Origin of the sequence: Nonomuraea fuscirosea (genome assembly GCF_003001935.1) — a bacterium.
GTDB classification, from domain to species: domain Bacteria; phylum Actinomycetota; class Actinomycetes; order Streptosporangiales; family Streptosporangiaceae; genus Nonomuraea; species Nonomuraea fuscirosea.
Window position 1 is genome coordinate 271,745 of record NZ_PVNG01000007.1, and the last position, 23,500, is coordinate 295,244.

Sequence of the window (23,500 nt, forward strand, 5' to 3'; positions counted from 1 at the left end):
GCTTGCGGCGGGTAGAGGAACTCTGGCCTGATAGATCACGTTTCCAGCTGCGACCGGAAGGAGGCGATACGGAGATGACGTACAACGAGGTGACCGGAACCAGGAGGCCGCTGCGCATGTGGGCGGAGCCCGAGACGGTCGATCCGCAGGCGATGCAGCAACTGCGTAACGTGGCGAACCTCGAGTGGGTCCACGGTGTCGCCGTCATGCCGGACGTGCACCACGGCAAGGGCGCGACGGTGGGCTCGGTCATCGCGATGAAGGGCGCGGTCTCGCCGGCGGCGGTCGGCGTGGACATCGGCTGCGGGATGACCGCGGTGAAGACCACGTACAAGGACTCGCAGCTCCCCGACAACCTGGCCTACCTGCGCGGGAAGTTGGAGCAGGCGGTGCCGGTCGGGTTCGGCCACCACAAGCGGCCGGTCGATCCGGGCAACGTGCACGGGATGAAGACGGCCGGGTGGGCGGAGTTCTGGAAGGACTTCGACGACCTCGCGCCGGCCGTGCACGCGCGGCGCGAGCGCGCCGAGGTGCAGATGGGCACGCTCGGCGGCGGCAACCACTTCCTGGAGGTGTGCGCCGACGACGAGGGCTGGGTATGGGTCGTGCTGCACTCGGGCTCGCGCAACATCGGCAAGGAGCTGGCGGAGCACCACATCGGGGTGGCCCGCGGCCTCTCGCACAACCAGGGCCTGGTGGACCGCGACCTGGCGGTCTTCCTCGGCCGCACCCCGGAGATGGACGCCTACCGCCGCGACCTGTTCTGGGCCCAGGACTACGCGCGGCGCAACCGTTCGCTCATGATGGGCCTGGTCTGCGACGTGCTGCGCCGCCACCTGCCGAACATCACGTTCGAGCAGCCCATCTCCTGCCACCACAACTACGTGGCCGAGGAGCGGTACGACGGCGTGGACGTGCTCGTCACCAGAAAGGGCGCGATCCGGGCCGGCTCCGGCGACCTGGGCATCATCCCGGGCTCGATGGCCACCGGCACCTACATCGTCAAGGGCCTGGGCAACAGCGCCGCCTTCAACTCCGCCTCGCACGGGGCGGGGCGGAAGATGAGCAGGAACAAGGCGAAGAAGACGTTCACCGTCAAGGACCTGCAGGAGCAGACGGCGGGCGTGGAGTGCCGCAAGGACGCGGGGGTCATCGACGAGATCCCGGGGGCCTACAAGGACCTGGAGTCGGTGATGGCGGCCCAGACGGACCTGGTCCAGGTCGTCGCCCACCTCCGCCAGCTCATCTGCATCAAGGGCTGAGCGGGATCGCCGCGAGCTTCGCGGCGTGATGATCGAGGCATGCGGGGGCCGGTTCGACTATGTCGGACCGGCCCCTTGTCGTTGTCCTCGGCAAGAGACCTGCCTGGGGCGAGAGAGCGCTCCCTGAAAAGGGCGGCGCGCTCGGGTGGGGAGTCAAGGCGGGGGCTTGGGGCGGTGTTTCTGGCGGTGGCCGGGTGTGGCGGGTGGCTGCCGATCGGAAGGTGTCATCGCTGGTAGAGCGGTTGTCTGGTGGTCGGGGAAGGTGCTCTGCCGCTTCTGAGAGGTTTCGGTTGGGTTAACCGATGACTTGACAGCGGGTCGGGAGGCGAGCACCCTCCTTTCAGGGAGCGCTCCCTCGAACCAACCCCCCAGTTTGACGGAGACCTCGTGAGCTCACCCCTGCGCCGCCTGGCGGCCTTCGTTGCTGGAGCGGGCGCCAGATCGCCGGCGCGTCCGCGGTACCCGCCCGTGCCGGTGGCGTCCCGCTGTTCGCGGGCGAGTCCGCCTCCATCGAGAACGCCGCCGCCGATGCTCGTCGATCGCGCACAGGTCTATCCATGATCAAGGGAGCCGCCATGTCATCCCTCTCACGACTGATCGCCCTGCTGTCCGTGCTGTTCGCCACGTTCGCCGTGGCCCCCGGGCCCGCCTCGGCCGAGCCCGTACGGGTGGCGGAGTTCCTCGCCGACTGCCCGTTCAGCCATCGGCTGCCCGACGACCCGATCGTCTTCCCCGGGCTGCCCGGGGCCTCGCACATGCACAGCTTCTTCGGCAGCCGCGTCACCAACGCCCACACCCAGCTCGCCGACCTGCAGCAGGGCGCCACCAACTGCAACCCGGCGGTGGACAAGTCGTCGTACTGGGTGCCGACCCTCTACCGTGACAACGCTCCCGTGGAGCCGGCCATCATCACGTTCTACTACCTCGGCGAGGGCGTACGTGACGACATCGTCGCCAGGACCCAGCCGCTGCCGCTCGGGCTGCGGATCGTGGCCGGCAACGCCAGGGCGACCGGGCCCGACGACACGACGATCTCCCGGTGGTCCTGCCTGCACGCCGGGCATGTTCCTCCCTCCAAGGACTTCGTGAACTGCCCGTCCGGGACGATGCTGGAGTCGTACCTGGACTTCCCGCAGTGCTGGAACGGGCGGGACCTGGACTCCGCCGACCACAAGAGCCACATGGCCTACCCGGTGGGCCAGCAGTGCCCGAGCAGCCACCCGGTGCCGGTGCCGAAGCTGCGGCAGGTGATCCGGTATCCCGTGACCGGCGATCCTTCGCGGCTGCGGCTGGCCTCCGGCGGCGGGTTCACGATGCACGGCGACTTCTTCAACGCCTGGCCGGCCGCGGAGATGGAGCGCCGGGTGCGTGACTGCATCAGGCCGGTCATCAAGTGCGGCGCCGACGGGCGGCCGTCGTAGGGCCGGTCGTCACGTGTTCGACGCCGGCGAGCGGTCTGTCGTTGGGCCGGTCATCCGGCGCCGGCAGGCGGTCGTCGTAGATCTTGCCCGGGCGGGCGTCCCTTCCCGCCCGCCCGGGCCCTTCGCCTGAGGGTGGTTTCGGTGCTGAGATGTGGGTTGATGTCGGTCGTGGTGGTTGCGTGCTTTGCCCTCGTGGGCTGCTCCGCTTCCGCTCGGGGCCCGGCCGTGGTGTCTGCTCCTGCTGCGTCTCATTCTCAGGCGTCCGGTTCTCACGCGTCCGGCTCTCACGGGGTCGACTCAGGGGGGTCGGCCGGTGCGAGTGCTGCCGCTGGGTTCAGCCCGACCGATCTGGCCTGGTTGCAGCTCGCCGAGGCGTTGCACGGGCGGGTCGTGCCGCTGCTTGAGCTGGCCCCTGGCCGTGCCGGTGAGCCGCTCACCCGGGTGGCCCGGCGGCTCGGAACCGCGCACGAGAAGGGGCGCGGGCGGTTGCGTGCGCTGCTCGCCGAGGCCGGGGTCACCGGGGACAATCCGCACGCCCTGCACGACATGCCCGGCATGCCCACCGCCGACGAACTGCGTGCCCTGGACGGGCTGCATGGCGACGCCTTCGAACGGCGCTTCACCGCGTTGCTGCGGGCGTACCTGAACCAGCTCGTGCTGGTGGCGAACGGCGAGCGCGACGCCGGCGGTGCGGCGCGCGTGCGGGAGCTGGCGAAGGCGATGGCCGGTGAGCACACGAAAGAACTGGCCGAGCTGGACCGGATCGCCCGATGAATCGGCTTGTGGTGCGGCTGTCTCGTCTGGAGGCGTGCGGCTGGGGTCAGCGCGTAGGTTGACCCTATGCGGATCGGGGAGTTGCTCGGGGTCGGGCGCAGTGCCGACGTGTACGCGATCGGCGGCGGGCGGGTGTTGCGCCGCTACCGGTACGACCGCGACGCCGGGCAGGAGTCGGCGGTCATGGCGTACGTGGCCGAGCACGGCTACCCCGTCCCCGAGGTCTTTCCCGGTGAGGGGCGCTCCACCGACCTGGTGATGAGTCTGGTGCGAGGGCCGACCCTGCTGCAGGCGTTCGCCGCGGGGAAGGCGGACGCCGGGCAGGTGGGCCGGATACTGGCGGGGTTACTGCGGCGGTTGCACGAGATCCCGCCCATGGAGCCGGGCGAGCCGGGTGATCGCGTCCTGCATCTGGACCTGCATCCGGACAACGTGATGCTCGCCCCGCAGGGACCGGTGGTGATCGACTGGGCCAACTCCCGGCCTGGGCCGCCCGCGCTCGACTGCGCCCTGTCGGCGCTGATCATCGCGCAGGTGGCCGTGGACGAGGAGATCGGCCCGCCGGAGGAGGCCCGCAGGGCGCTGGCCGCGCTGGTGACCGAGCTGGGTGACGCCCTGGACGTGGGCGATCCTCTGGACGAGGCGGCGGCGATCCGGAACGCCAACCCGACGCTCAGCGACCGGGAGATCGACCTCCTGGGCGAAGCGGTGACGCTGGTGCGTGAGCTGGCCTCCTGACCCGATCCGCCTGGGGGCCGTGAGCGCCAGGCGTCCGCAACCGCGCGGGGTTCCGCCGCGTGCCGTGGCCAGAGAGCGGGTCGTGGTCAGCGCCAGGCGCCGTTGGCGGCGGCCTGTTTGGCGTACGTCTCGAAGGACTTCGGTGGATGGCCGGTCACCTGGGCCACCGTCTCGGTCACCGGCTGGTCGCCGAGGGCGCGCAGGGCGGCGAACGCCTTGGTCGCCTGGATCGACTCGCCCGTGAACCCGTTGGCCGCGATGTAGTCTTCGTCGCCGCCCAGATAGCGCACCTCGCGGCCGCTCGCCCGGCCGATGATCTCCACGGCCTCCGCGAACGGCAGCGAGCGCGGCCCGGTGAGCTCGTAGGTCTGCCCGGCGTGGCCGTCCTCGGTGAGGGCCGTGGCGGCGACGGCGGCGATGTCGCCCGCGTCGACGAAGCCCTGCCCGACGTCGCCGATCGGCAGCACCAGCTCGCCCGCCATGATCGCAGGCCGCAGGAAGCCCTCGTCGAAGTTCTGGTCGAACCAGCTCGGCCGCAGGATCGTCCACCCGGCCGGGCTGTCGCGGACGGTGCGCTCGGCGGCCAGCAGCCGCTCGTCGCCCATGGTCTCGATGGCGCCGCTGGACAGCAGCACGATGCGCTCGACGCCCTGCTCGACGGCCAGCGACACGAACGCGGGATCGATCGGGGTGCCGTCGGGGGCCATCAGGTAGAGCGCCGACACGCCGGACACGGCGGCCTCCCACGTGGTGGGATCGGACCAGTCGAACCGGGTCTCAGCGGTCCTTGAGGCGGCGCGGACGCGATGACCGGCGGCCTGTAGTTGTTCCGCCACGCGGCGGCCGGTGGAGCCGGTGGCGCCTAGCACGAGAATCACTTGGCTGGTCATGCCCGTAGTCAAGCAAAGGCCACCGACAGAACCCGTCAAGGGCGCGGGCCGCTCGGCCAGGAGTCCCGCCGGAGAGGACGCCGCCGGGCGGAACGCGTCAGGAGCGCCGACCGGCTACTCCGTCCAGGCCGCCGTGGTGTCGAGGCGTTCGCGCCACAGCTTCTCGCCGTCGCCGCCCGGCTCCCAGCGGGCGCAGAAGTCGAGCAGGTCGCGGCAGCGCGCCACCATGGCCGCCTGGCGGTCGGGCCAGCCGGGGACGTCGTCGCCGTACGCGGCGAAGAAGTGCGGGAGCAGAGGCGCCTGCTCGGGATGGTGGCTGCGGACGATCCACTCCAGCCAGGCGAGGTCCTCGACCGGCCGGCCGGGATGGGCCCACTCCCAGTCGAGGATCGCGGCCGTCTCGATCGTGGCCGGGTGGAACAGCATGTTCTGCGGGCCGTAGTCGCCGTGGACGATGCCGAGCCGGTGGATACGGGCCAGCATCCGTCCGCACTCGGCGAACACCTCGGCCGCCCGCCCGTCGTCGATGAGATCCTGGCCGTGGGAGCCGTCTACGAACCGGGTGGTCAGGCTGGTCGAGGTGACCTGATGGACGCGGGGGACCGGCAGGCGGCCACGCAGGCGGCGCAGGTAACGACTCTCCGTGCTCAGCCGAAACGCCGCTTCGGGACCCTGGTAGCACTTCACGACCAGGGCGCCGTCGCCGAATGTGCTGTTGGTGTACCCGTGCTTCACAAGGGTCGATTCTGGCGTACCCGCACGCCTCCCGGGCCCCTCGGCGCGCCATCCGAGCGGCTCCGATACACGATGTAAGGACGGAACAAATACCCCAGCGGGGCGGAAAGCGCGTGCACCAGGCGGCTGAACGGGAAAAGGAGAAACAGCACCATCCCCACCACGGTGTGCACCTTGTAAAGATCGCTCGCGTGGCTCATCGCGACCACGTCCGGACGCAGCGTGAAGATGCCGCGGAACCAGGGCGCGACCGTGGTCCGATAGCTCACCTCACTGGGCACGAACCCCGCGATCGTGGTCACCGTCCCCGTGACGATGGCGGCCGCCAGGACCACGTACATGACCTTGTCGTTGACCGTGGTCGCCAGGAAGACGGGTCCCTTGGTGCGGCGGCGGTAGATCAGCAGGACCAGCCCGGCCAGGGTGGCCAGACCCGCCAGGCCGCCCCAGATGAGCGCGTTGGCGTGGTACGCCTCGTTGGACACGCCGACGGCGCCGGTCCAGGCGAGCGGGACGACCAGGCCGGTCACGTGGCCGACGATCACGAACAGCAGCCCGTAGTGGAACAGTGGGGCGGCCACCCGCAGCAGCGGGCTCTCGTAGAGCTGGGAGGAGCGGGTGGTCCAGCCGAACTTGTCGTACTTGTGCCGCCAGATCAGCCCGCCGACGAAGACCACCAGGGTGACGTACGGCGCGACCGTCCACAACATGCTCTCGCCCCAGCTCACCGGTAACCTCCCACGCTCTCGGCCGGCGGCCCTGACGCGGCCAGCCGGGCGGCCCGCGCCCGGTCGGCGGCCCCGATCGGCGGCAGCGCCGCGCACACCGCGCCGAGCACGTGCCGGTACGGCGAGTCGCGTTCGCGCAGGGCGGTGAGCAGGAGCTCCAGCCCAGCCCGGTGCTCGTTGAGCAGCGCGGCCCCCAACTCGTCCAGCGCGGCGAACTCCAGCAGCACCGGCAGGAAGTCGGGCAGTTCGTCCTCCATCAGCTCCCAGCCCGCCAGCCGGTAGCGGCGCTTCAGCGCGGCCAGCGACTCGCCGCGGCGGCGGGTGTCGCCGTCGGTGTAGTAGGTCAGGTAGAGGCAGCAGCGCCGCTGCAGGTCGAACGTGTCCACGTAGTGGGCGGCCAGCTCGCCGGGACCCAGTTCCGCGGCCAGCGCCAGGAACGGGGCGAACTGCGGCTCCGCGGCCTCCCTGATGAGCGGCAGGCGGCGCCAGAAGCGCTCGTCCGGATAGGCGAGCAGATGGGCGGCGGCCTGCCAGACGACGGCGGGGTTCATGACTTGCCCTTCCTTCGCGGGAAAAGTCCGGCCGGGGCGCCGCGGCCGTCCCAGTTGAGCAGGTTGATCCGGTCCTGGGTGATCTCGTCGCCGGTCTGGCGTTCCTTCAGGCCGTGGAAGCTCTCGATCGAGACCGGCACGGGACGCCCCGACGCCTCCCCGAACGGCCCCTGCATGCCGGGCCCGCCGTCGTAGTCGAGGCTGCAGCCGCCCTCCTCCACGACGCCGGGCACGTTGCCGTAGGCGGTCGGGATCACGTAGCGGTCGTCGTACTTGGCCAGGGCGAGCAGGCGGTACATCGCGTTCAGCTCCTCCTCGGACAGGCCGACGTCGGGCAGGACCGGGTCCTGCCCGAGGTTGACCGCCCGCATGTACGACCGCATCGCGGCCAGCCGGCGCAGCGCGGCCGTCACCGGCGCCGGATCGCCCGCGGTGAACAGCCCGGCCAGATACTCGACGGGGATGCGCAGCGAGTCGATGGCGGCGAACAGGTTGCCGGCGTCCTCGCCGTCGTGCCCGGTGGTGGACAGGGCGTCCACGACGGGGGAGAGCGGCGGGACGTACCAGACCATCGGCAGCGTCCGGTACTCCGGATGCAGCGGCAGCGCGATCCGATACCGCTTGATCAGGTCGTAGATGGGCGATCTGCGCGCGGCCTCCAGCCAGTCGGCGGGCAGGCCGGCGCGTTCGGCGGCCGGATCGTACGGGTCCACGAACAGATCGAGCTGGGCCTGGTAGAGATCACGCTCGTCCGCCACCGAGGCCGCCTCCGTGACGCGGTCGGCGTCGTACAGCAGGACGCCCAGATACCGCAGCCGCCCCACGCACGTCTCGGAGCAGACCGTGGGCAGGCCCACCTCCACACGCGGGTAGCAGAACGTGCACTTCTCGGCCTTGCCGGTCTTGTGGTTGAAGTACACCTTCTTGTACGGGCACCCTGTCACGCACATCCGCCAGCCCCGGCACCGATCCTGGTCCACCAGCACGATGCCGTCCTCGGCCCGCTTGTACAGGGCGCCGGACGGGCAGGAGGCCACGCACGACGGGTTCAGGCAGTGCTCGCAGATGCGCGGCAGGTAGAACATGTACGCCTGCTCGAACGACAGCTTGACCTGCTCCGACACCGTCGCCAGCACCGGGTCGGGGCTCGGGTCGCCGCCGAGGTCGTCGTCCCAGTTGGCGCTCCACTCGATCTTCATCGGGTCGCCGGTGATCAGCGACCTGGGCGGCGCCACGGGCACGTCGTCCGAGAGCGGGGCATCGGTGAGGTTCTGGTAGTCGTACGTCCATGGCTGGTAGTAGTCGTCGATGGAGGGCATGAGCGGATTGGCGAAGATGGTCAGCAGTTTGCGCAGCCGGCCGCCGGCCTTCGGCTTGAGCCTGCCCCCGCGGGTCAGCTCCCAGCCGCCGCGCCAGCGCTCCTGGTCCTCATAGCGGCGGGGATAACCCTGGCCGGGGCGGGTCTCGACGTTGTTGAACCAGACGTACTCGACGCCAGGCCGGTTGGTCCAGGTCTGCTTGCAGGTGACCGAACAGGTGTGGCAGCCGATGCATTTGTCGAGGTTCATCACCATGGCGATCTGCGCCATCACCTTCACCGGTAACGCACCTCCTGTGATCTGCGCCGGATCGTGGTGATCTCGTCGCGCTGGTTGCCCGTTGGGCCGAGGTAGTTGAAGCCGTACGAGAGCTGGGCGTGCCCGCCGATCAGATGCGTCGGCTTGATCAGCACCCGCGTCAGCGCGTTGTGCACGCCGCCGCGCAGGCCCGTGGCCTCCGACTTCGGCACGTCGATCAGCCGGTCCTGGGCGTGGTACATGAAGACGGTGCCCTTCGGCATCCGGTGGGAGACGATCGCCCTGGCCACGACCACGCCGTTGCGGTTGACCGCCTCCACCCAGTCGTTGTCGGCGATCCCCAGGTCGGCGGCGTCCTCGGTGGACATCCAGATCGTCGGGCCGCCTCTGGACAGCGACAGCATGAGCAGGTTGTCCTGGTATTCGGAGTGGATCGACCACTTGCTGTGCGGGGTCAGGTAGCGCAAGGTGCCGCTCTCGCCGTACAACGCGGCCAGGTCCAGCGGCGGCCGGTAGATCGGCAGCGCCTCGCCGTACTCGTGCATCCACTCGTGATCGAGGAAGAAGTGCATGCGCCCGGTCAGCGTGTGCCACGGCTTGCCGTTCTCGACGTTGATCGTGAACGGCGCGTAGCGGCGGTCGTGCGACTCCTTGCCCGACCACTCGGGGCTGGCGGCGACCGGGACCGGTCTGGCCTGGGTGTCGGCGAAGACGATCCGGTGCCCCTCGGCGGCCAGGCCCTCGAAGCTCCGCCCGGTGCGCCGGGCGAGCTGGCGGAAGCCCTGCGCGGCCAGGCGGCCGTTGCTCACACCCGACAGGGCGAGGATCGCCTCGCACGCCTTGGCCTCGGTGTCCAGCTCCGGCCGCCCCTTGGCCACGCCGCGCGGCACCAGGCCGCAGCGCTCGCCCAGCCAGGTCACCTCCTCGTCGGGCCGGAACGTCACACCCTTGACCGGGATGCCCAGCTTCTCCGTCAGCGGCCCCAGGGCGGCCAGTTTCTCCGCGACCGCGCCGTAGTCGCGCTCGACCACCGCGAGCTCGGGCTGACCGCGTCCGGCCAGCTCGCCGGGGGTGTCGTGCTGGTGCGCCAGCGCCACCACGTCCCTGCGCACGCCCAAATGGTCCTTGGCCAGGGCGCTGAAGGAACGGGCGATGGCGTGGAAGGCGGCGAAGTCGGTGCGGGTCTGCCAGGGCGGGCTGATGGCCGGGTTGAACGCGTGCACGAACGGGTGCATGTCGGTCGAGGACAGATCGTGCTTCTCGTACCAGGTGGCGGCCGGCAGCACCACGTCCGAGAAGATCGTCGAGGAGGTCATCCTGAAGTCGAGGGTCAGCAGCAGGTCCAGCTTGCCCGCGGGGGCGCGCGGGTCGGGGTGCTCCAGGTTGGACGTCGCGCCGAGGAGATGGTGCAGGAAGTACTCGCTGCCCTTGGCGGAGGAGCCCAGGAGGTTCGAGCGCCAGAGGGTCAGCACTCGGGGCCAGTTGCGCGGGTCGTCGGGGGTCTCGGCGGCGAGCCTCAGCCGGCCCGCCGCGAGCTCCGCCCGGGTGTGCGCGACCGGATCCTCGGCCTCGCCCAGTTCCAGCGGATTGCGGTCGAACGCGGGCGCCATCGGCATCCAGCCGTTGCGTACGGCCTCCGTCACCAGGTCGGACGTACGCTTGCCGCGAAACAGTCCCGTGGCCAGCGGGCTGGTCAGCTCACCGGCGTCGAAGTGGTCATACCGCCATTGATCGGTGTGCAGGTACCAGAACAGGGCGCCCGGGACCTGGCGCGGCGGGCGCTGCCAGTCGAGCGCGCCCGCCAGCAGCGCCCAGCCGGCCTGCGGGCGGCACTTCTCCTGGCCCACGTAATGGGCCCAGCCGCCGCCGTTGCGGCCCTGGCAGCCGGTCAGGAGCAGCAGCGACAGGAAGGCGCGGTAGGTCGTGTCGCCGTGGAACCACTGGGTGGTGCCCGCGCCCAGGATGAACATGCACCTGCCGCCGGTGGCCTCGGCCGTCCTGGCGAACTCCCTGACGATCTTCTCCGCTCGTGCGGCCGGGACGCCGGTGATGGGCTCCTGCCAGGCGGGGGTGTAGGGCTCGCTCGCGTCGTCGTAGCCGGTCGGCCAGGTGCCCGGGAGGCCCGGGCGGGGCACGCCGTACTGGGCGAGAAGCAGGTCGTAGACGGTCGTGACCGTACGCCCGGCCACCTGCTTTGTGGGGACGCCCCTGCGTAGCGGACGGCCGCCGTCGAAGCGGGGCAGCAGGACCTCGGCGCACTCCGGAGGGGGTTGGGAGTCGTACAGGGTGAGTTTCGGCTGGTGATCGAGGTCGAGGTTCCAGCGGCCCTCGCCCGAGTCGGTCCAGCGGAAGCCGGCCGAGCCGTTCGGCACCACCGGCTCGCCGGACTCGGCCAGGAACACCGTCTTCCACCCGGCCGCCTCCTCCTCCGACCCGAGGTCCTCGGCGGAGAGGAACCGGCCCGGCACGTACGCGTCGCCGCGCCGCTCCAGCGTGACCAGGAACGGCAGGTCGGTGAAGCGCCTGACGTAGTCGGTGAAAGGCGGGGTGTCCCGGTCGACGAAGAACTCCTTCAGCAGCACATGACCCATCGCCATCGCGAGCGCGCCGTCCGTGCCCGGCCGCACGGCCAGGAACTCGTCGGCGAACTTGGCCGCGTCGTTGTAGTCGGGCGAGACCACCACGACCTTCTGGCCGCGATAGCGCGCCTCGGCCATCCAGTGCGCGTCGGGCGTGCGGGTGACCGGCACGTTCGAGCCCCACAGCATCAGGTACGCCGCGTCCCACCAGTCGGCCGACTCCGGCACGTCCGTCTGGTCGCCGAACACCTGCGGCGAGGCCACCGGGAGGTCGGCGTACCAGTCGTAGAAGGACAGCATGGTGCCGCCGATCAGGGACACGAACCGGGAGCCGACCGCCTGGGAGACCATCGACATGGCCGGGATGGGGGAGAAGCCGGCGACGCGGTCGGGGCCGTAGGTCTTGATGGTGTGCACGTGGGCGGCGGCGACCAGCTCCGTGGCCAGGTCCCAGCTCACCCGGACGAGGCCGCCCCGGCCCCGGGCGCTCTGATAGCGGCGCCGCTGCTCCGGATTCGTGGTGATCTCGGCCCAGGCGGCCACCGGGTCGCCCAGGCGTTCCTTCGCCTCCGCGTACATCTCGACCAGGACACCCCTGGCGTACGGATAGCGGATCCGGGTCGGCGAGTAGGTGTACCAGGAGAAGGCGGCGCCACGTGGGCAGCCGCGCGGCTCGTACTCGGGGCGGTCGGGGCCGACGCCGGGGTAGTCGGTCTCCTGGGTCTCCCACGTGATGATGCCGTCCTTGACGTACACCTTCCACGAGCACGAACCCGTGCAGTTCACGCCGTGCGTCGAGCGGACCACCTTGTCGTGGCTCCAGCGGTCACGGTAGAAGGCGTCGCCTTCCGTGCCGCCCTTGAGGAAGAGCGTGTGCAGGTCACGGCCGGTGGCCGAACGGCGTAGGAAGCGGCCCGTCTTCAGCAGGAGATCTTCGGCGCTCACACCCCCACTTCATCACAGAAAGTGACTCTCCGTTACACAGGGTGCATGTTCTGGCTTCGTAAAGTTCGGCGCTCGGGGGGTCGTTCCACCTTGCGAAAATGGTTTGCCGGAAGAGGGGGCACCTTGTCAAGGTGGTCAGGCTATGCGCTCCCTTCCTGAGGCCGATCCCGGCGTGCCCGATCTACGCAGCCCGCTCCGCTACCTGTGGTGGAACGCGCGACGGCAGATGCCACAGCTGCTCGCGGGCATCGGCTTCGCCACCCTCTGGTGGCTGGTGCAGGCGCTCATGCCGGCCGTGCTCGGGAAGGGCATCGAGGCCGTCACGGCCAAGGACACCAGGGCGCTGCTCATGTGGGCGTCGATCCTGCTCGGGCTCGGGCTGCTGCAGGCGTTCACCGGGATCATGCGGCACCGGATGGCCGTCTACAACTGGCTCGCCGCCGCCTACCGCACCGTCCAGCTGACCAGCGGACACGCCGCCAGGCTCGGCGCCACACTGCCGAAGCGGCTCTCGACCGGCGAGGTCGTCAGCGTCGGCAACTCCGACATCGCCCACATCGGCAGCTCCATGGACATCCTGCTGCGCGGCGTCGGCTCGGTCGTGGCCGTCGTCACCGTCACCGTGATCCTCATCTCCACCTCGCTGCCGCTGGGGCTGCTCGTGCTGTTCGGGGTGCCGCTCATGGCCGTGGCCGTCGGGCCGCTGCTGCGCCCGATGCACAAACGCCAGCGGGTCCAGCGTGAGCTGTCCGGCGAGCTGTCCACCAGAGCCGCCGACATCGTGGCCGGGCTGCGGGTGCTGCGCGGCATCGGCGGGGAGCAGGTCTTCGCCGAGCGCTACCGCGCCGAGTCGCAGCGGGTGCGGCACGCCGGCGTACGCGTCGCCGGGATCGAGTCGGTGCTCGAAGGCGCCCAGATCGTCCTGCCCGGGCTGCTCATCGCGCTCGTCACCGGCATCGGCGCCACCTTCGCCGTCGCCGGCGAGATCCCCACCGGGCAACTCGTCGCGTTCTACCTGTACGCGGTGTTCCTCATCGGGCCCATGCGCACGTTCACCGAGGCCGCCGACAAGATCACCAAAGGGCACGTCGCGGCCGGGCGGGTGATCCGCATCCTGTCCATCGAGCCCGAGATGACCGGCGGCACCGGCAGCAGTGAGGGCGGCGTGCTGCGCGACTCCTACAGCGGTGTAACGCTCCAACCCGGCTCGCTCACCGCCGTCGCCGCCTCCACCCCCGACGACGCCGCCGCCATCGCCGACCGGCTCGGCCGCTACGCCGAGGGCGACGTCACGTTCGGCGCGGTCGAGCTGCGCACCCTGCCCATCGACCAGGTCCGCTCCCGGATCCTGGTCGCCGACAACGGCGCCCGGCTGTTCAACGGCCGGCTCCGCGACGAGCTCGACGTACGCGGCGGGGCCGACGACGACGAGGTACGCGCGGCCCTCCACGCCGCCTGCGCCACCGACATCGTCGACGCCCTGCCCGAAGGACTCGACGCCGAGGTGGCCGAGGCCGGGCGCGAGTTCTCCGGCGGGCAGCAGCAACGGCTGCGGCTGGCCAGGGCACTGCTGTCCGACCCCGAGGTGCTCATCCTGGTCGAGCCGACCAGCGCCGTCGACGCCCACAGCGAAGCCCGCATCGCCGACCGCCTGGCCAAGGCCCGAGCCGGCCGCACCACCATGATCTGCACAACCAGCCCTCTGGTCCTCGACCGCGCCGAACACGTCATCTACGTCGAGGACGGACGCGTCCTGGCCGAGGGCACCCACCGCCAACTCCTGGACACCTCCCCGCAATACGCGGCCACCGTAACGCGCGGAGAGGACTGACCCATGCCCCACACCAGCCCACCTCCAGCCGGCAGAGAGCCGAGACCGCTGCCCCGCACCAGCCCACCTCCGGTCGGCGAAGGGCCGAGGTCGATACCCTGCGCGTGTCCACGTCCCGCGAGTGGGTCTCGGACCGATCGCTGCGCATGCTCACCTTCCGCGAGGGTGTTGGATCGCTGCCCCGCACGAGCCCACTCCCGGTCGGCGAAGGGCCGAGATCGATGGCCCGCGCATGCCCACCTCCAGCGAAGGTCTCCGATCGCTGCCCCGCACAAACCCACCTCCTCCTGCTGGCGAAGGGCTGAGATCGATGTCCCGTGAGATCCTGCCGGTCGCCGACCGGAAGCAGGTGCGCGCCTACGCCAGGCGGCTCACCCTGAAATATCCGCGCCGGCTCAGCCTCGCCCTGCTCCTGCACGGCCTGGCCGCCGTCGCCGGGCTGCTGGTGCCGTGGCAGCTGGGCGAGCTGGTGCAGAACCTCCAGTACGGCCACGAGGTGAACGTCGCCGTCGTGGCCGCCGCCATCGGGGCGTTCCTGCTGCTCCAGGGCATCCTCGTCCGGTACGCGGTGCTGGCCTCGGCCAAGCTCGGCGAGAAGGTGCTGGCCGAGCTGCGCGAGGAGTTCGTGGACCGGGTGCTCGCCCTGCCCCTGTCCACCGTCGAACGGGCCGGATCCGGCGACCTCATCACCCGCACCTCCCGCGACGTCGACTCCCTCTCGCGCACCGTGCGCCACGCCGTGCCCGAGACGCTGATCGCCGTGGTCACCTTCGTGATCACCATCGGCGCGGTGCTGCTGACCAGCCCCCTGCTCATGCTGCCCATGCTCCTCGCCGGCCCGGTGATCGCCGCCTCCACCCGGTGGTACCTGCGGCGGGCGCGCGACGGCTACCTCCGCGAGAACGCCGCCTACGCCGACATCACCGAGGGCCTGGCCGAGACCATCGAAGGCGCCCGCGCCGTGGAGGCCCTCGGCCTGCGCGAGCGGCGGCGGGTGCGCACCGACCGGGACGTCGCGCGGTCGTTCGCGGCCGAGCGGTACACGCTGGGGCTGCGCACCCGCTGGTATCCCGCCGTCGAGCTCGGTTACGTCATCCCCATGGTGACGGCGCTGCTGGTCGGGGGGCTGTTCTACACCAACTCCTGGGTGACGCTGGCCCAAGTCACCACCGCTACCCTCTACGCCCAGCAACTCGTCGACCCACTCGACCGCTTCCTCATGTGGATCGACGAACTGCAGGTCGGCGGCGCCTCCATGGCGCGTCTGCTGGGCGTCGCCAACGTACCCGACGACCGCGTCCCCTCCACGGCCCGGCCCGCCGGCGAACTGCTTGAGGCCTCCTCCGTCCGGTACGCCTACCGCGCGGGCCGCGACGTGCTGCACGACGTCTCCCTGACCGTCCAGCCCGGCGAGCGGCTGGCCATGGTGGGGCCTTCCGGGGCCGGCAAGTCCACCCTCGGCCGGCTGCTGGCCGGCATCCACGGGCCGCGCACCGGATCGGTCACCGTGGGCGGGGTGCCGCTCGTCGAGCTGCCCCTGAACGACCTGCGCGGGCACGTCGCCCTCGTCACCCAGGAACACCACGTGTTCAAGGGCACGATGCGCGACAACCTGCTCATCGCCCGCCCCGACGCCGCCGACACCGCCGTCCTCAAGGCCCTGGAGGCGGTCGACGCCCTCGACTGGGTGCTCGCACTGCCGTCCGGCCTGGACACCGAGGTCGGCTCCGGCGGCGTCGCCGTCTCGGCCGCCCAGGCTCAGCAACTCGCCCTCGCCCGCCTCGTCCTCGCCGACCCGCACACCCTCGTCCTGGACGAGGCGACCTCCCTCATCGACCCCAGGGCGGCCAGAAACCTCGAACGCTCGCTGGCCGCCGTCCTGGACGGCCGCACGGTGATCGCCATCGCCCACCGCCTCTACACGGCTCATGACGCCGACCGGGTAGCCGTGGTGGAGGACGGGCGGATCATCGAGCTTGGATCGCACGAGGAGCTGGTGGCGGAAGGCGGTTCGTACGCGGCCCTGTGGAGCAGCTGGCACGGCACTCCCACTCCCACTCCCACCACGAGCGCCTCCCCTTCCTGACCCGAACGGGCACGCGGGCGTCGGATCCACGGACGACGCCTGAATCCGCAGGCTGAGCAGCGGCGACAGGTAGGTCGACGGCAGGCCGCCCGCGTCGCGCGGGACGCCGACGGGCAGGCGGCCCAATGGGTTCACCGCGCCGGTCAGCACCTCGCCCAGCGCCTGGCCGCCGCGCTGGCCCGGAAGGAAGCCGTACACGACGGCCGGCTCCAGCACGGGACCCAGCGCGTACGGGCGACCGGCCAGCAGCACCAGCACCATCGTTCCGCCGAGTGACACCACCTGACCAGGAACATTGCCGGGTCAGAGCCCGAGCGGGTTCTGGGGTCGGCCCGGATGTGGGGCAGCGGTAGGGCGGGTCGTGGGGGCGGTCAGGGATCGGGGCGGTTGTGTGTGGTCAGGCGATTGGGGCGGCCGTCGGCGGGTTGTGGCGTTGTCAGGGTTGGGCTGTTGTGGGGGTGGTCAGGGGATTGGGGCGGCCGTCGGTGGGTCGTGGTGTCGGTCGGGGATGGGTGCAGTGGTGGGGCGGGTTGTGGCGTTGTCAGGGTTGGGCTGTTGCGGGGGTGGTCAGGGGATTGGGGCGGCCGTCGGTGGGTCGTGGTGTCGGTCGGGGATGGGTGCAGTGGTGGGGCGGGTTGTGGCGTTGTCAGGGTTGGGCTGTTGCGGGGGTGGTCAGGGGATTGGGGCGGCCGTCGGTGGGTCGTGGTGTCGGTCGGGGACGTGAGCAGTGGTGGGGCGGGTTGTGGCGTTGGTCAGGGAGCGTCGGTAGCGGTAGGGCCAGGGTGTGTCGCGGTTGCGGGACATTGCAGTGGTCGGGCGTACTTTCACGGGATCAGTACGCCCTGTAGGGGTTCGCAGGCCGGGGCGGGGGCTGGTGGGGCGGTTGGACGTCGAAGGATGAGGGGCGGTAGTTGGGGGTGCTTGGTTAGCACTTGGTGTTTCGGGAGGGGAGGGTGCGGTCGGTGAAGTAGCGGTTGATGTGGTCGCGGGCGCAGGGGTTGAAGCCGTAGAGGGTGTGGCCGGGGCCGTCGTGGTGGATGGTGGCGCTGCCGGGGACCTGGGTCAGGACACGTTCGACGGCGTCGGACTCGCCCCATGCGCCGGCTCCGAGCATGGGCGGCAGGTTCTTGGGGAGGGCGGCGGGTGGGTTGGTGACCGGGACGGGCCAGCCGACGCAGTTGAGGGTGGCGGAGGCGTTGCTGCCGGCGATGCCCGTGTTGGGGGCGATCTTGCGGAGACGGGTGAAGATGGAGGTCATCTCCTTGCGGTTGGCGACCCGGGGCCAGTCGGTGCATTCGGTGACGCCGGTCGCCTGGTCGGGGTAGCGGGCGCCCCTCGCCGGTACGAAGTCGGAGGCGTCGCCCTTGCTCGCCTTGCGGATCGCCGTGGCCAGCTTGGGCCAGGCCGGGGTGCCCTGACGGGCGAGGGCCACGGCGAAGGTCTGCAGGTCACGGGCCTTGTAGGCGACGTTCGCCGTCGTGGTGGGGACGGGGGTGCGGTCGGCTCGGGCGATCAGCGCGCGCCAGAGCGCCGGGACGTCCTTACAGTCGTTGGCGGCGCACCAGGTGAAGAAGCGCCGCATGAACTGCTCGTTGGACTTGGCCATCTCCTCCAGCTCGCGCTGCCAGTTGACGGCGCTGTGGCTCCACGTGCCGTCCAGGACCATCGTGCGGACGCGGCCGGGGAAGAGGCGGGCGTAGTCCTGGCCGTAGAAGCCGGCATAGGAGGCGCCGTAGTAGTTGAGCTTGTCGTCGCCGAGGGCCTTTCTGATCGCGTCCATGTCTCTGGCGTGGTCGGCCGAGCTCATGTTGGCGAACAGCTCCGGGTCCTTGAGCCGGCACGCTTCGGCGTAGCCGCGGTTGGTGTCGGAAAGGCGGCCGAAGTCGGCGTCGTCCTTCGGTGCGTCGGCGATGGGGACGCGGGTCCAGACACACGGCAGACCCGTGCTGAGGCCCTGGAACTGGTCGATGCCGTAGCCGCGGGTGTCCCACGTCACGACGTCCATGCGTTGGCGCAGCTTGGCCCACCAGTCGGGGGAGGACTGGGTCAGGGCGATGCCGGGGCCGCCCGGGCCGCCGTAGGCCACCAGGACCGAGCCTTCCGAGGTGCCGGTGGCCTTGAGGCGGCCCACCTTGAGGGTGATCTTGCGGCCGTCGGGTTTGTGCCAGTCGGCTGGGACCTGAAGGTCGGCGCAGTCCATGCCGATCTTGTCATTGGGGCAGGATTCCCATTTCAGCGTGCCGCCGCTGCTGCTCTTTGCCGCACTTTCGGTTGTGGTAGTGGACGGGCTGTCGGTGGCCGGGCTTGTGGTGGTGGTCGGACCGGGTTTTGCCCGCGCGGCTGCTGGTGAGGATGCCATGCCTGCGTTGAGCAGGGCCAGGGAGAGGGTCAGCGCCAGGGGCACGGTTGTGGGGAGCGCGAAGCGGCGCGTACGGGAGGAGGGGTGTGGGTTGGGCATGGCGTTCACGATGCCGGAGGGAGTGGTGGCATCGCGTCGGACGAGGGTTTGGTTTATGGGAGGGGGAAGTAAGACCGGGAGTTGTCAGACCGTGGGTTGATCGTCGAGGACCGACCAGGCGCTGTGAGGGTTGGTCGCTGGTCGCTGGTCGCTGGCTGGTCGATTGGTGGATGGTCGTTGGCCGTTTGCCGGAGGTGGTGGGGCGGCGTGGGTGACACACCGTCCCGACGTGGTTCGTAGGGGCGGGCGGCTCGATCCCGATGTGGTTCCTGGCGGCTGGCGGCTCGGTCCCCTTGGTGTGTGGTGATGTCGGTGGGTGCGGTGCCGCGGTGGGGTGGGCGGTCCGGCCGCGTCTGTGTGCGGCGGTGTGGGTTGGTTGGTTTGCGTGGTGGGTGGGCGGCTCGGGCCCGTTGGCGTGCGGTGACGTGCATTGGTTGCGCCTGCCGCGCAGGGACGAGTGGTTTGTCTCGTTGGGTGTGGTGAGGTGGATCGGGCGGCCATGCGTGATGGGTAGGCGGCCTCTGTCCCGTTGCGTCTCGTGGTTTGGGTTGGTGTTCCGTGGTGAGGGAGGCGGCTTGTCTCCTCGGGTCGCGGGTGGTGGGGCGGCGCGGGTAACACACCGCCCGACGTGGTTCGTAAGGGCGGGCGGCTCGATCCCGATGCGGTTCGTGGCGGCTGGCGGTTCGGTCCCTTGGTGTGTGGTGGTGTGGGTGAAAGCGGTGCCGCGGTGGGGTGGGCGGCCCGGCTGCGTCTGTGTGCGGCGGTGTGGGTTGATTGGTTCGCGTGGTGGGTGGGCTGCTTGGTCCTGCCGGATGGGTGGATGGCGGTTGGTCCTGTGGGTGTGCGGTGGTGTGGGTGGGTGATGCCGTGCCGGGGTGGGGCTCGGTCGCGTCTGTGTGCGGCGGCGTGGGCTGGCTGGTCTGCGTGGTGAGTGTTGGGCTTGGTCCCGATGGGTGTGGTGAGGTGGGACCGGGCGGTCATCCGCGATGGCAGCGGCCTCTGCCCGTTGGCTTGTGGCGGCGTGTGAGCTGCTCCTTCGTGGTGGGGGAAGCGGCTTAGCTTGTCGGGGCTGCGGGGCTGCGGGGCTGCGGGGCTGCGGGGCTGCGGGGCTGGCGGGTGACTTGCCCCGTCGGTGGGTGGTGGCGTGGTGGGTTGGTTGTCCGTGAGCTGACTGGGGCATTCTGACGTGCCCTCCTGCGGCGGAGGGGACGACGGTTTCCATGAGTCTTGTTGCCGCTCGCCGTGGCTGCAGAACGTAGTTATCGGTTACGTTCTGCTACCGGACGTGTCAAGGGCTGATCCCCCTGGCGGGTTCCCCGCGCCTGAGGCCCCTGTCTCGATACTTCGAAATTTCGTGAAGTGTGGCCTCTGACGTGGGTGTCCTCGGTGAACGCGAGGCAGGTCAGGACGTCGGGGCGGGAGGTGGGTTGTCTCGTTGGAGGGGCGGGGGTGGACTGGGCGGTCATCCGTGGTGGGTGGATCGCTGATGCCTCGTGCCCGTGCGGTGTGCGGGTGCGGTGTGGGTGTGCGGCGGGGAGGAGGGGGGTGTCCGTAGAGGGCACGGCGGTTTGGGCGGGGCGGGCACTATGGTCGCCGACGTTGCCGGTGGGCAGGTCTTCGCCAGGGACGGCGAGGTCGTCGAGGGGTGAGGGCTGCTACGGGTTCCTCGTCTGACCGCTCGCGGCGGCATGTTGGGGACGTGGGCCGGATGGTTGTGGCTGGCGTACGGTGGCGCGGGCGTCATGTGAGGCACTCCCGACAATGGCGGCGTGCTGTGCCTGCGCATGGCGCACGGGGCATGGCGCACGGGGCATGGCGCACGGGGCATGGCGGCTGGCGCACGGCGGCCGGGAGGTTGTTGTGGGTGGTGTGCGGCGGCGCGGTGGGGGATGGGCCGCGCCGCCGTACGTGTGTCAGGTGGTGATGCCCAGGGAGCGCTTGAGGAACTCCACCTGGAGCAGCAGCAGGTTCTCCGCCACGACCTCCTGCGGCGTCATGTGGGTCACCCCCGACAACGGCAGCACGTTGTGCTGGCGGCCGGCGGCCAGGAGGGCTGAGGAGAGGCGGAGGGTGTGGGCGGCCACGACGTTGTCGTCGGCGAGGCCGTGGATGAGCAGGAGCGGGCGTTCGAGCTTGGCCGCGTCGGCGAACAGCGAGGAGTTGTCGTACGCCTCGGGGTGCTGCTCGGGATGGCCCAGGTAGCGCTCGGTGTAGCAGGTGTCGTAGAGCCGCCAGTCCGTCACCGGCGCGCCCGCGACGGCGGCGTGGAAGACGTCGGGACGGCGCAGGACCGCGAGTGCGGCCAGGAAGCCGCCGAAGGACCAGCCGCGGATGGCGACCCGGCTCAGGTCGAGGTCGTCGGGGTACTGCTCGGCCACGCCCTGCAGCGCGTCGATCTGGTCGTCGAGCGCGGGGCTCGCCAGGTCGCCGCGGACCGCGCGCTCGAAGTCGGTGCCCCGGCCCGGGGTGCCGCGGCCGTCGGCCACGATGACGGCGAAGCCCTGCTCGGCGAACCACTGGCTCTCCAGGAACGCGCCCCGCCGGTTGAGCACCCGCTGCGCGTGCGGCCCGCCGTACGGGTCCATCAGCACCGGCAGCCGGCCGGAGCCCTGCTCGTGCCACGAGGGCAGCACCACGGCGGTGGCCAGTTCGCGTCGGCCGGAACGGCCGAGCGAGACCCGCAGGTCGAGGCCGGGACGCTCGGCGAACGACGGGATCGGCACCGCCATGCCGTCGCGGCGGACGACCGTGGTGGAGACGCCCTCGGCGTCGAGGCTCTGCTCGGTCAGCACGCCGACCCCGCCCGACATCCGCCCGGAGAACACCCCGGAACGGGTCGACACGGGCAGCAGCGAGTGGCCGTCCCACGTCCACAGCTGGATCTCGGTCGGGTCGCCGCTCGCGCTGAACAGCACGCTGTCGTGATCGACGTCGAGCACGGCGCGCACCTGCAGCGTCGGGGGCGTGACGGCGCGGTCGCCGACGAACAGCCGGTGGCCGCCCTCGGAGTTGGCCACCCACACGAGCGAGCCGTCGTCGAGGTGGGCGGGCACGCCGCCGACGATGTCGACCCAGGCGGGATCGGTGTCCTCGCGCACCAGCGAGGACGCGCCGGTCACCGGGTCGACGGTGAACAGCCGCATCGTCCGCTGGTCGCGGGTGAGGGTGACGATCGACAGCGCGTGGGAGTCCCAGGCGGCGGTGGTGAGGTATTCCTCGTCGTACGGCACCGCCACCCGCGACCCGTCGAGCCCCAGTACGAACAGCCCGGTCACCGCGTTGGGCGTGCCCGCGGCCGGATAGCGCTGGGCCACGGGGGGACGGTCGGGGTTGGCCGGGTCGGCGATGTGCCACACGCGGACGGGGGCCTCGTCGGCGCGTTCGACCAGGAGCGCGTCACTCGAAGGGGACCACCAGTAGCCCCGCATCCGGTCCATCTCCTCGGCGGCGATGAACTCGGCCAGCCCGTACGTGACCGTCTCGGTCTCCGGCTCGGCCAGCGCGCGATCCGCGCCGGAGGCCAGGTCCTGGACGCGCAGGGCGCCTCCGGTGACGTAGGCGACATGTCGCCCGTCGGGGGACAGGCGGGGATCGATGACCGGACCGGGCGTCTCCAGCCTGCGGGCCTGCCCGCCGGCCAGCTCCACCACGTAGAGCGCGCCGGACAGGGCGAAGCAGGCCCTGGTCAGGCCGGTGTCGGGGGCGTAGGCCACCACGCCGCCCGCCGCCTCGCGGCTGCGCTCGCGCCTGGCCCGCTCCTCCGGCGGCAGGTCCTCGTCGTCGGAGTGCAGCGTGCGCGGGTCGACCACCAGGCGCTCGACGTGGGTGCCGGTGTCGAGCTCCCACATGCAGGTCACCGGATCGGTGCCCGACCTGGTGCGCAGGAACACCACCCGGTCGCCGTCGGGGGAGATGGTGAAGCCCCTGGGCACGCCCAGGGTGAAACGGCGGGTCCTGGCAGACAGGCGCGGGAAGCTCTCGCTCATGGCCTCAATCCTGCCATTGCTACGCTCGTGGGCATGACTGATCGACGGCTGCTGCTCGTGCACGCGCACCCGGACGACGAGGCGATCGGCACCGGCGCGACCATGGCCAAATACGTCGCCGAGGGCGCCCACGTCACGCTCGTGACCTGCACGCTGGGCGAGGAGGGGGAGATCATCCCGCACGACCTCGCGCAGCTGGCCGCCGACCGGGACGACGCGCTCGGCCCGTACCGGATCGGCGAGCTCGCCGCCGCCTGCCAGGCGCTCGGCGTCGAGGACCATCGCTTCCTGGGCGGGCCGGGCCGTTACCGCGACTCGGGCATGATGGGCGTGGCCGGCAACGACCACCCGAAGGCGTTCTGGGGCGCCGACCTCGACGAGGCGGCGGGCGAGCTGGTCAAGGTCATCCGTGAGGTACGCCCGCAGGTGCTCGTCACGTACGACGCCAACGGCTTCTACGGCCATCCCGACCACATCCAGGCGCATCGGGTTTCGCGCAGGGCGTTCGAGCTGGCGGCGAAACCCGGCTTCGGCGAGGGCGAGCCCTGGCAGATCGCGAAGTTCTACCACACGGCCGTGGCCAGGTCCGTCATGCGGCGCGGGGCGGAGGCGATGCGCGAGTCCGAGACGGGTTTCCTCCTGGAGGACGTCGACGACATGCCCTTCGGCTGCCAGGACGAGGACATCACCACCGAGATCGACGCGCGTCCCTGGATCGGCAACAAGATCGAGGCCATGCGGGCGCACGCCACGCAGATCAGTGTCGAGCCGCCCTGGTACGCGCTGTCGAACAACATCGGCCAGGAGGTCCTGGGCGTCGAGCACTACACGCTGGCCATCGGCGTGCCCGGCCCTCCGGTGCCTGGTCCGCCCGTCGAGGCGGGTGGCCTCGGAGAGCCGTACGACCGCGAGAACGATCTCTTCGCGGGCATCCACTAA

Annotated in this window: 15 protein-coding genes and 1 pseudogene; 7 read left to right on the forward strand and 9 right to left on the reverse strand. The window is 70.8% G+C overall.

Annotation, left to right across the window (positions count from 1 at the left end; all coding sequences use genetic code 11):
• Positions 1–74 precede the first annotated feature (74 nt).
• From B0I32_RS18595 to B0I32_RS18610, 4 genes are all read left to right on the forward strand, one after another.
• Complete coding sequence (locus B0I32_RS18595) at positions 75–1,262, forward strand: RtcB family protein (protein WP_106240765.1); 1,188 nt, start codon at positions 75–77, stop codon at positions 1,260–1,262.
• A 575-nt stretch (positions 1,263–1,837) separates the two neighbouring features.
• On the forward strand, positions 1,838–2,683 hold the full coding sequence (locus B0I32_RS18600) for a DUF1996 domain-containing protein (protein ID WP_106240767.1): 846 nt from the start codon (positions 1,838–1,840) through the stop codon (positions 2,681–2,683).
• Between the two features lie 357 nt (positions 2,684–3,040).
• Positions 3,041–3,457 (forward strand): DUF305 domain-containing protein, encoded by a 417-nt coding sequence (locus B0I32_RS18605; protein ID WP_181307524.1) that lies wholly within the window; start codon positions 3,041–3,043, stop codon positions 3,455–3,457.
• A gap of 66 nt (positions 3,458–3,523) precedes the next feature.
• On the forward strand, positions 3,524–4,195 hold the full coding sequence (locus B0I32_RS18610; RefSeq protein ID WP_106240771.1) for a phosphotransferase: 672 nt from the start codon (positions 3,524–3,526) through the stop codon (positions 4,193–4,195).
• 86 nt (positions 4,196–4,281) lie between these two features.
• Here B0I32_RS18610 and B0I32_RS18615 read toward each other — a convergent pair whose 3' ends face one another.
• The 6 genes from B0I32_RS18615 to B0I32_RS18640 all read right to left on the reverse strand — a co-directional run bounded on the left by B0I32_RS18615 (position 4,282) and on the right by B0I32_RS18640 (position 12,200).
• On the reverse strand, positions 4,282–5,085 hold the full coding sequence (locus B0I32_RS18615; RefSeq protein ID WP_106240774.1) for an SDR family oxidoreductase: 804 nt from the start codon (positions 5,083–5,085) through the stop codon (positions 4,282–4,284).
• Between the two features lie 114 nt (positions 5,086–5,199).
• Entirely contained in the window at positions 5,200–5,820 is a 621-nt protein-coding gene (locus B0I32_RS18620) for a phosphotransferase (protein WP_106240775.1), read from the reverse strand.
• Complete coding sequence (narI, locus tag B0I32_RS18625) at positions 5,817–6,548, reverse strand: respiratory nitrate reductase subunit gamma (protein ID WP_106240778.1); 732 nt, start codon at positions 6,546–6,548, stop codon at positions 5,817–5,819. The genes B0I32_RS18620 and narI overlap by 4 nt, the downstream gene beginning before the upstream one ends.
• The gene (gene narJ, locus B0I32_RS18630; protein ID WP_106240780.1) at positions 6,545–7,099 is read right to left on the reverse strand and encodes a nitrate reductase molybdenum cofactor assembly chaperone; all 555 of its coding nucleotides are present in this window, start codon (positions 7,097–7,099) and stop codon (positions 6,545–6,547) included. The genes narI and narJ overlap by 4 nt, the downstream gene beginning before the upstream one ends.
• The gene (narH, locus tag B0I32_RS18635; protein WP_181307548.1) at positions 7,096–8,688 is read right to left on the reverse strand and encodes a nitrate reductase subunit beta; all 1,593 of its coding nucleotides are present in this window, start codon (positions 8,686–8,688) and stop codon (positions 7,096–7,098) included. The genes narJ and narH overlap by 4 nt, the downstream gene beginning before the upstream one ends.
• A gap of 5 nt (positions 8,689–8,693) precedes the next feature.
• Entirely contained in the window at positions 8,694–12,200 is a 3,507-nt protein-coding gene (locus tag B0I32_RS18640) for a nitrate reductase subunit alpha (RefSeq protein ID WP_106240786.1), read from the reverse strand.
• Positions 12,201–12,342: 142 nt separating this feature from the next.
• Here B0I32_RS18640 and B0I32_RS18645 point away from each other — a divergent pair, with 142 nt between their 5' ends.
• Complete coding sequence (locus tag B0I32_RS18645; protein ID WP_106240788.1) at positions 12,343–14,031, forward strand: ABC transporter ATP-binding protein; 1,689 nt, start codon at positions 12,343–12,345, stop codon at positions 14,029–14,031.
• Positions 14,032–14,341: 310 nt separating this feature from the next.
• A complete protein-coding gene (locus B0I32_RS18650) occupies positions 14,342–16,117 on the forward strand; it encodes an ABC transporter ATP-binding protein (protein ID WP_106240791.1) in 1,776 nt (591 codons plus the stop codon).
• A gap of 75 nt (positions 16,118–16,192) precedes the next feature.
• Here the strand turns inward: B0I32_RS18650 and B0I32_RS59930 are convergent.
• The 3 genes and pseudogenes from B0I32_RS59930 to B0I32_RS18665 all read right to left on the reverse strand — a co-directional run.
• Positions 16,193–16,399: pseudogene (locus B0I32_RS59930) on the reverse strand (glycoside hydrolase family 3 C-terminal domain-containing protein); the annotation flags it as partial.
• A gap of 643 nt (positions 16,400–17,042) precedes the next feature.
• Positions 17,043–18,317 carry an alpha/beta fold hydrolase gene (locus B0I32_RS18660; protein ID WP_181307526.1) on the reverse strand — a complete coding sequence of 425 codons (1,275 nt, stop codon included), beginning with the start codon at positions 18,315–18,317 and terminating at the stop codon, positions 17,043–17,045.
• A gap of 2,171 nt (positions 18,318–20,488) precedes the next feature.
• Positions 20,489–22,561, reverse strand: coding sequence for a S9 family peptidase (locus B0I32_RS18665; RefSeq protein WP_106240796.1), 2,073 nt, complete (start codon positions 22,559–22,561; stop codon positions 20,489–20,491).
• A 33-nt stretch (positions 22,562–22,594) separates the two neighbouring features.
• On the opposite strand from B0I32_RS18665, the gene mshB reads away from it, so the two are divergent.
• Positions 22,595–23,500: an N-acetyl-1-D-myo-inositol-2-amino-2-deoxy-alpha-D-glucopyranoside deacetylase gene (mshB, locus tag B0I32_RS18670; protein WP_106240799.1), complete on the forward strand. Its 906-nt coding sequence runs from the start codon at positions 22,595–22,597 to the stop codon at positions 23,498–23,500.

Coding starts and splice junctions, on each gene's coding strand:
- B0I32_RS18595 (WP_106240765.1), top strand. CDS start 75: ATGACGTACAACGAGGTGACCGGAACCAGGAGGCCGCTGCGCATGTGG.
- B0I32_RS18600 (WP_106240767.1), top strand. CDS start 1,838: ATGTCATCCCTCTCACGACTGATCGCCCTGCTGTCCGTGCTGTTCGCC.
- B0I32_RS18610 (WP_106240771.1), top strand. CDS start 3,524: ATGCGGATCGGGGAGTTGCTCGGGGTCGGGCGCAGTGCCGACGTGTAC.
- B0I32_RS18615 (WP_106240774.1), bottom strand. CDS start 5,085: ATGACCAGCCAAGTGATTCTCGTGCTAGGCGCCACCGGCTCCACCGGC.
- narJ (WP_106240780.1), bottom strand. CDS start 7,099: ATGAACCCCGCCGTCGTCTGGCAGGCCGCCGCCCATCTGCTCGCCTAT.
- narH (WP_181307548.1), bottom strand. CDS start 8,688: ATGGCGCAGATCGCCATGGTGATGAACCTCGACAAATGCATCGGCTGC.
- B0I32_RS18645 (WP_106240788.1), top strand. CDS start 12,343: ATGCGCTCCCTTCCTGAGGCCGATCCCGGCGTGCCCGATCTACGCAGC.
- B0I32_RS18650 (WP_106240791.1), top strand. CDS start 14,342: ATGTCCCGTGAGATCCTGCCGGTCGCCGACCGGAAGCAGGTGCGCGCC.
- B0I32_RS18660 (WP_181307526.1), bottom strand. CDS start 18,317: ATGGACTGCGCCGACCTTCAGGTCCCAGCCGACTGGCACAAACCCGAC.
- B0I32_RS18665 (WP_106240796.1), bottom strand. CDS start 22,561: ATGAGCGAGAGCTTCCCGCGCCTGTCTGCCAGGACCCGCCGTTTCACC.
- mshB (WP_106240799.1), top strand. CDS start 22,595: ATGACTGATCGACGGCTGCTGCTCGTGCACGCGCACCCGGACGACGAG.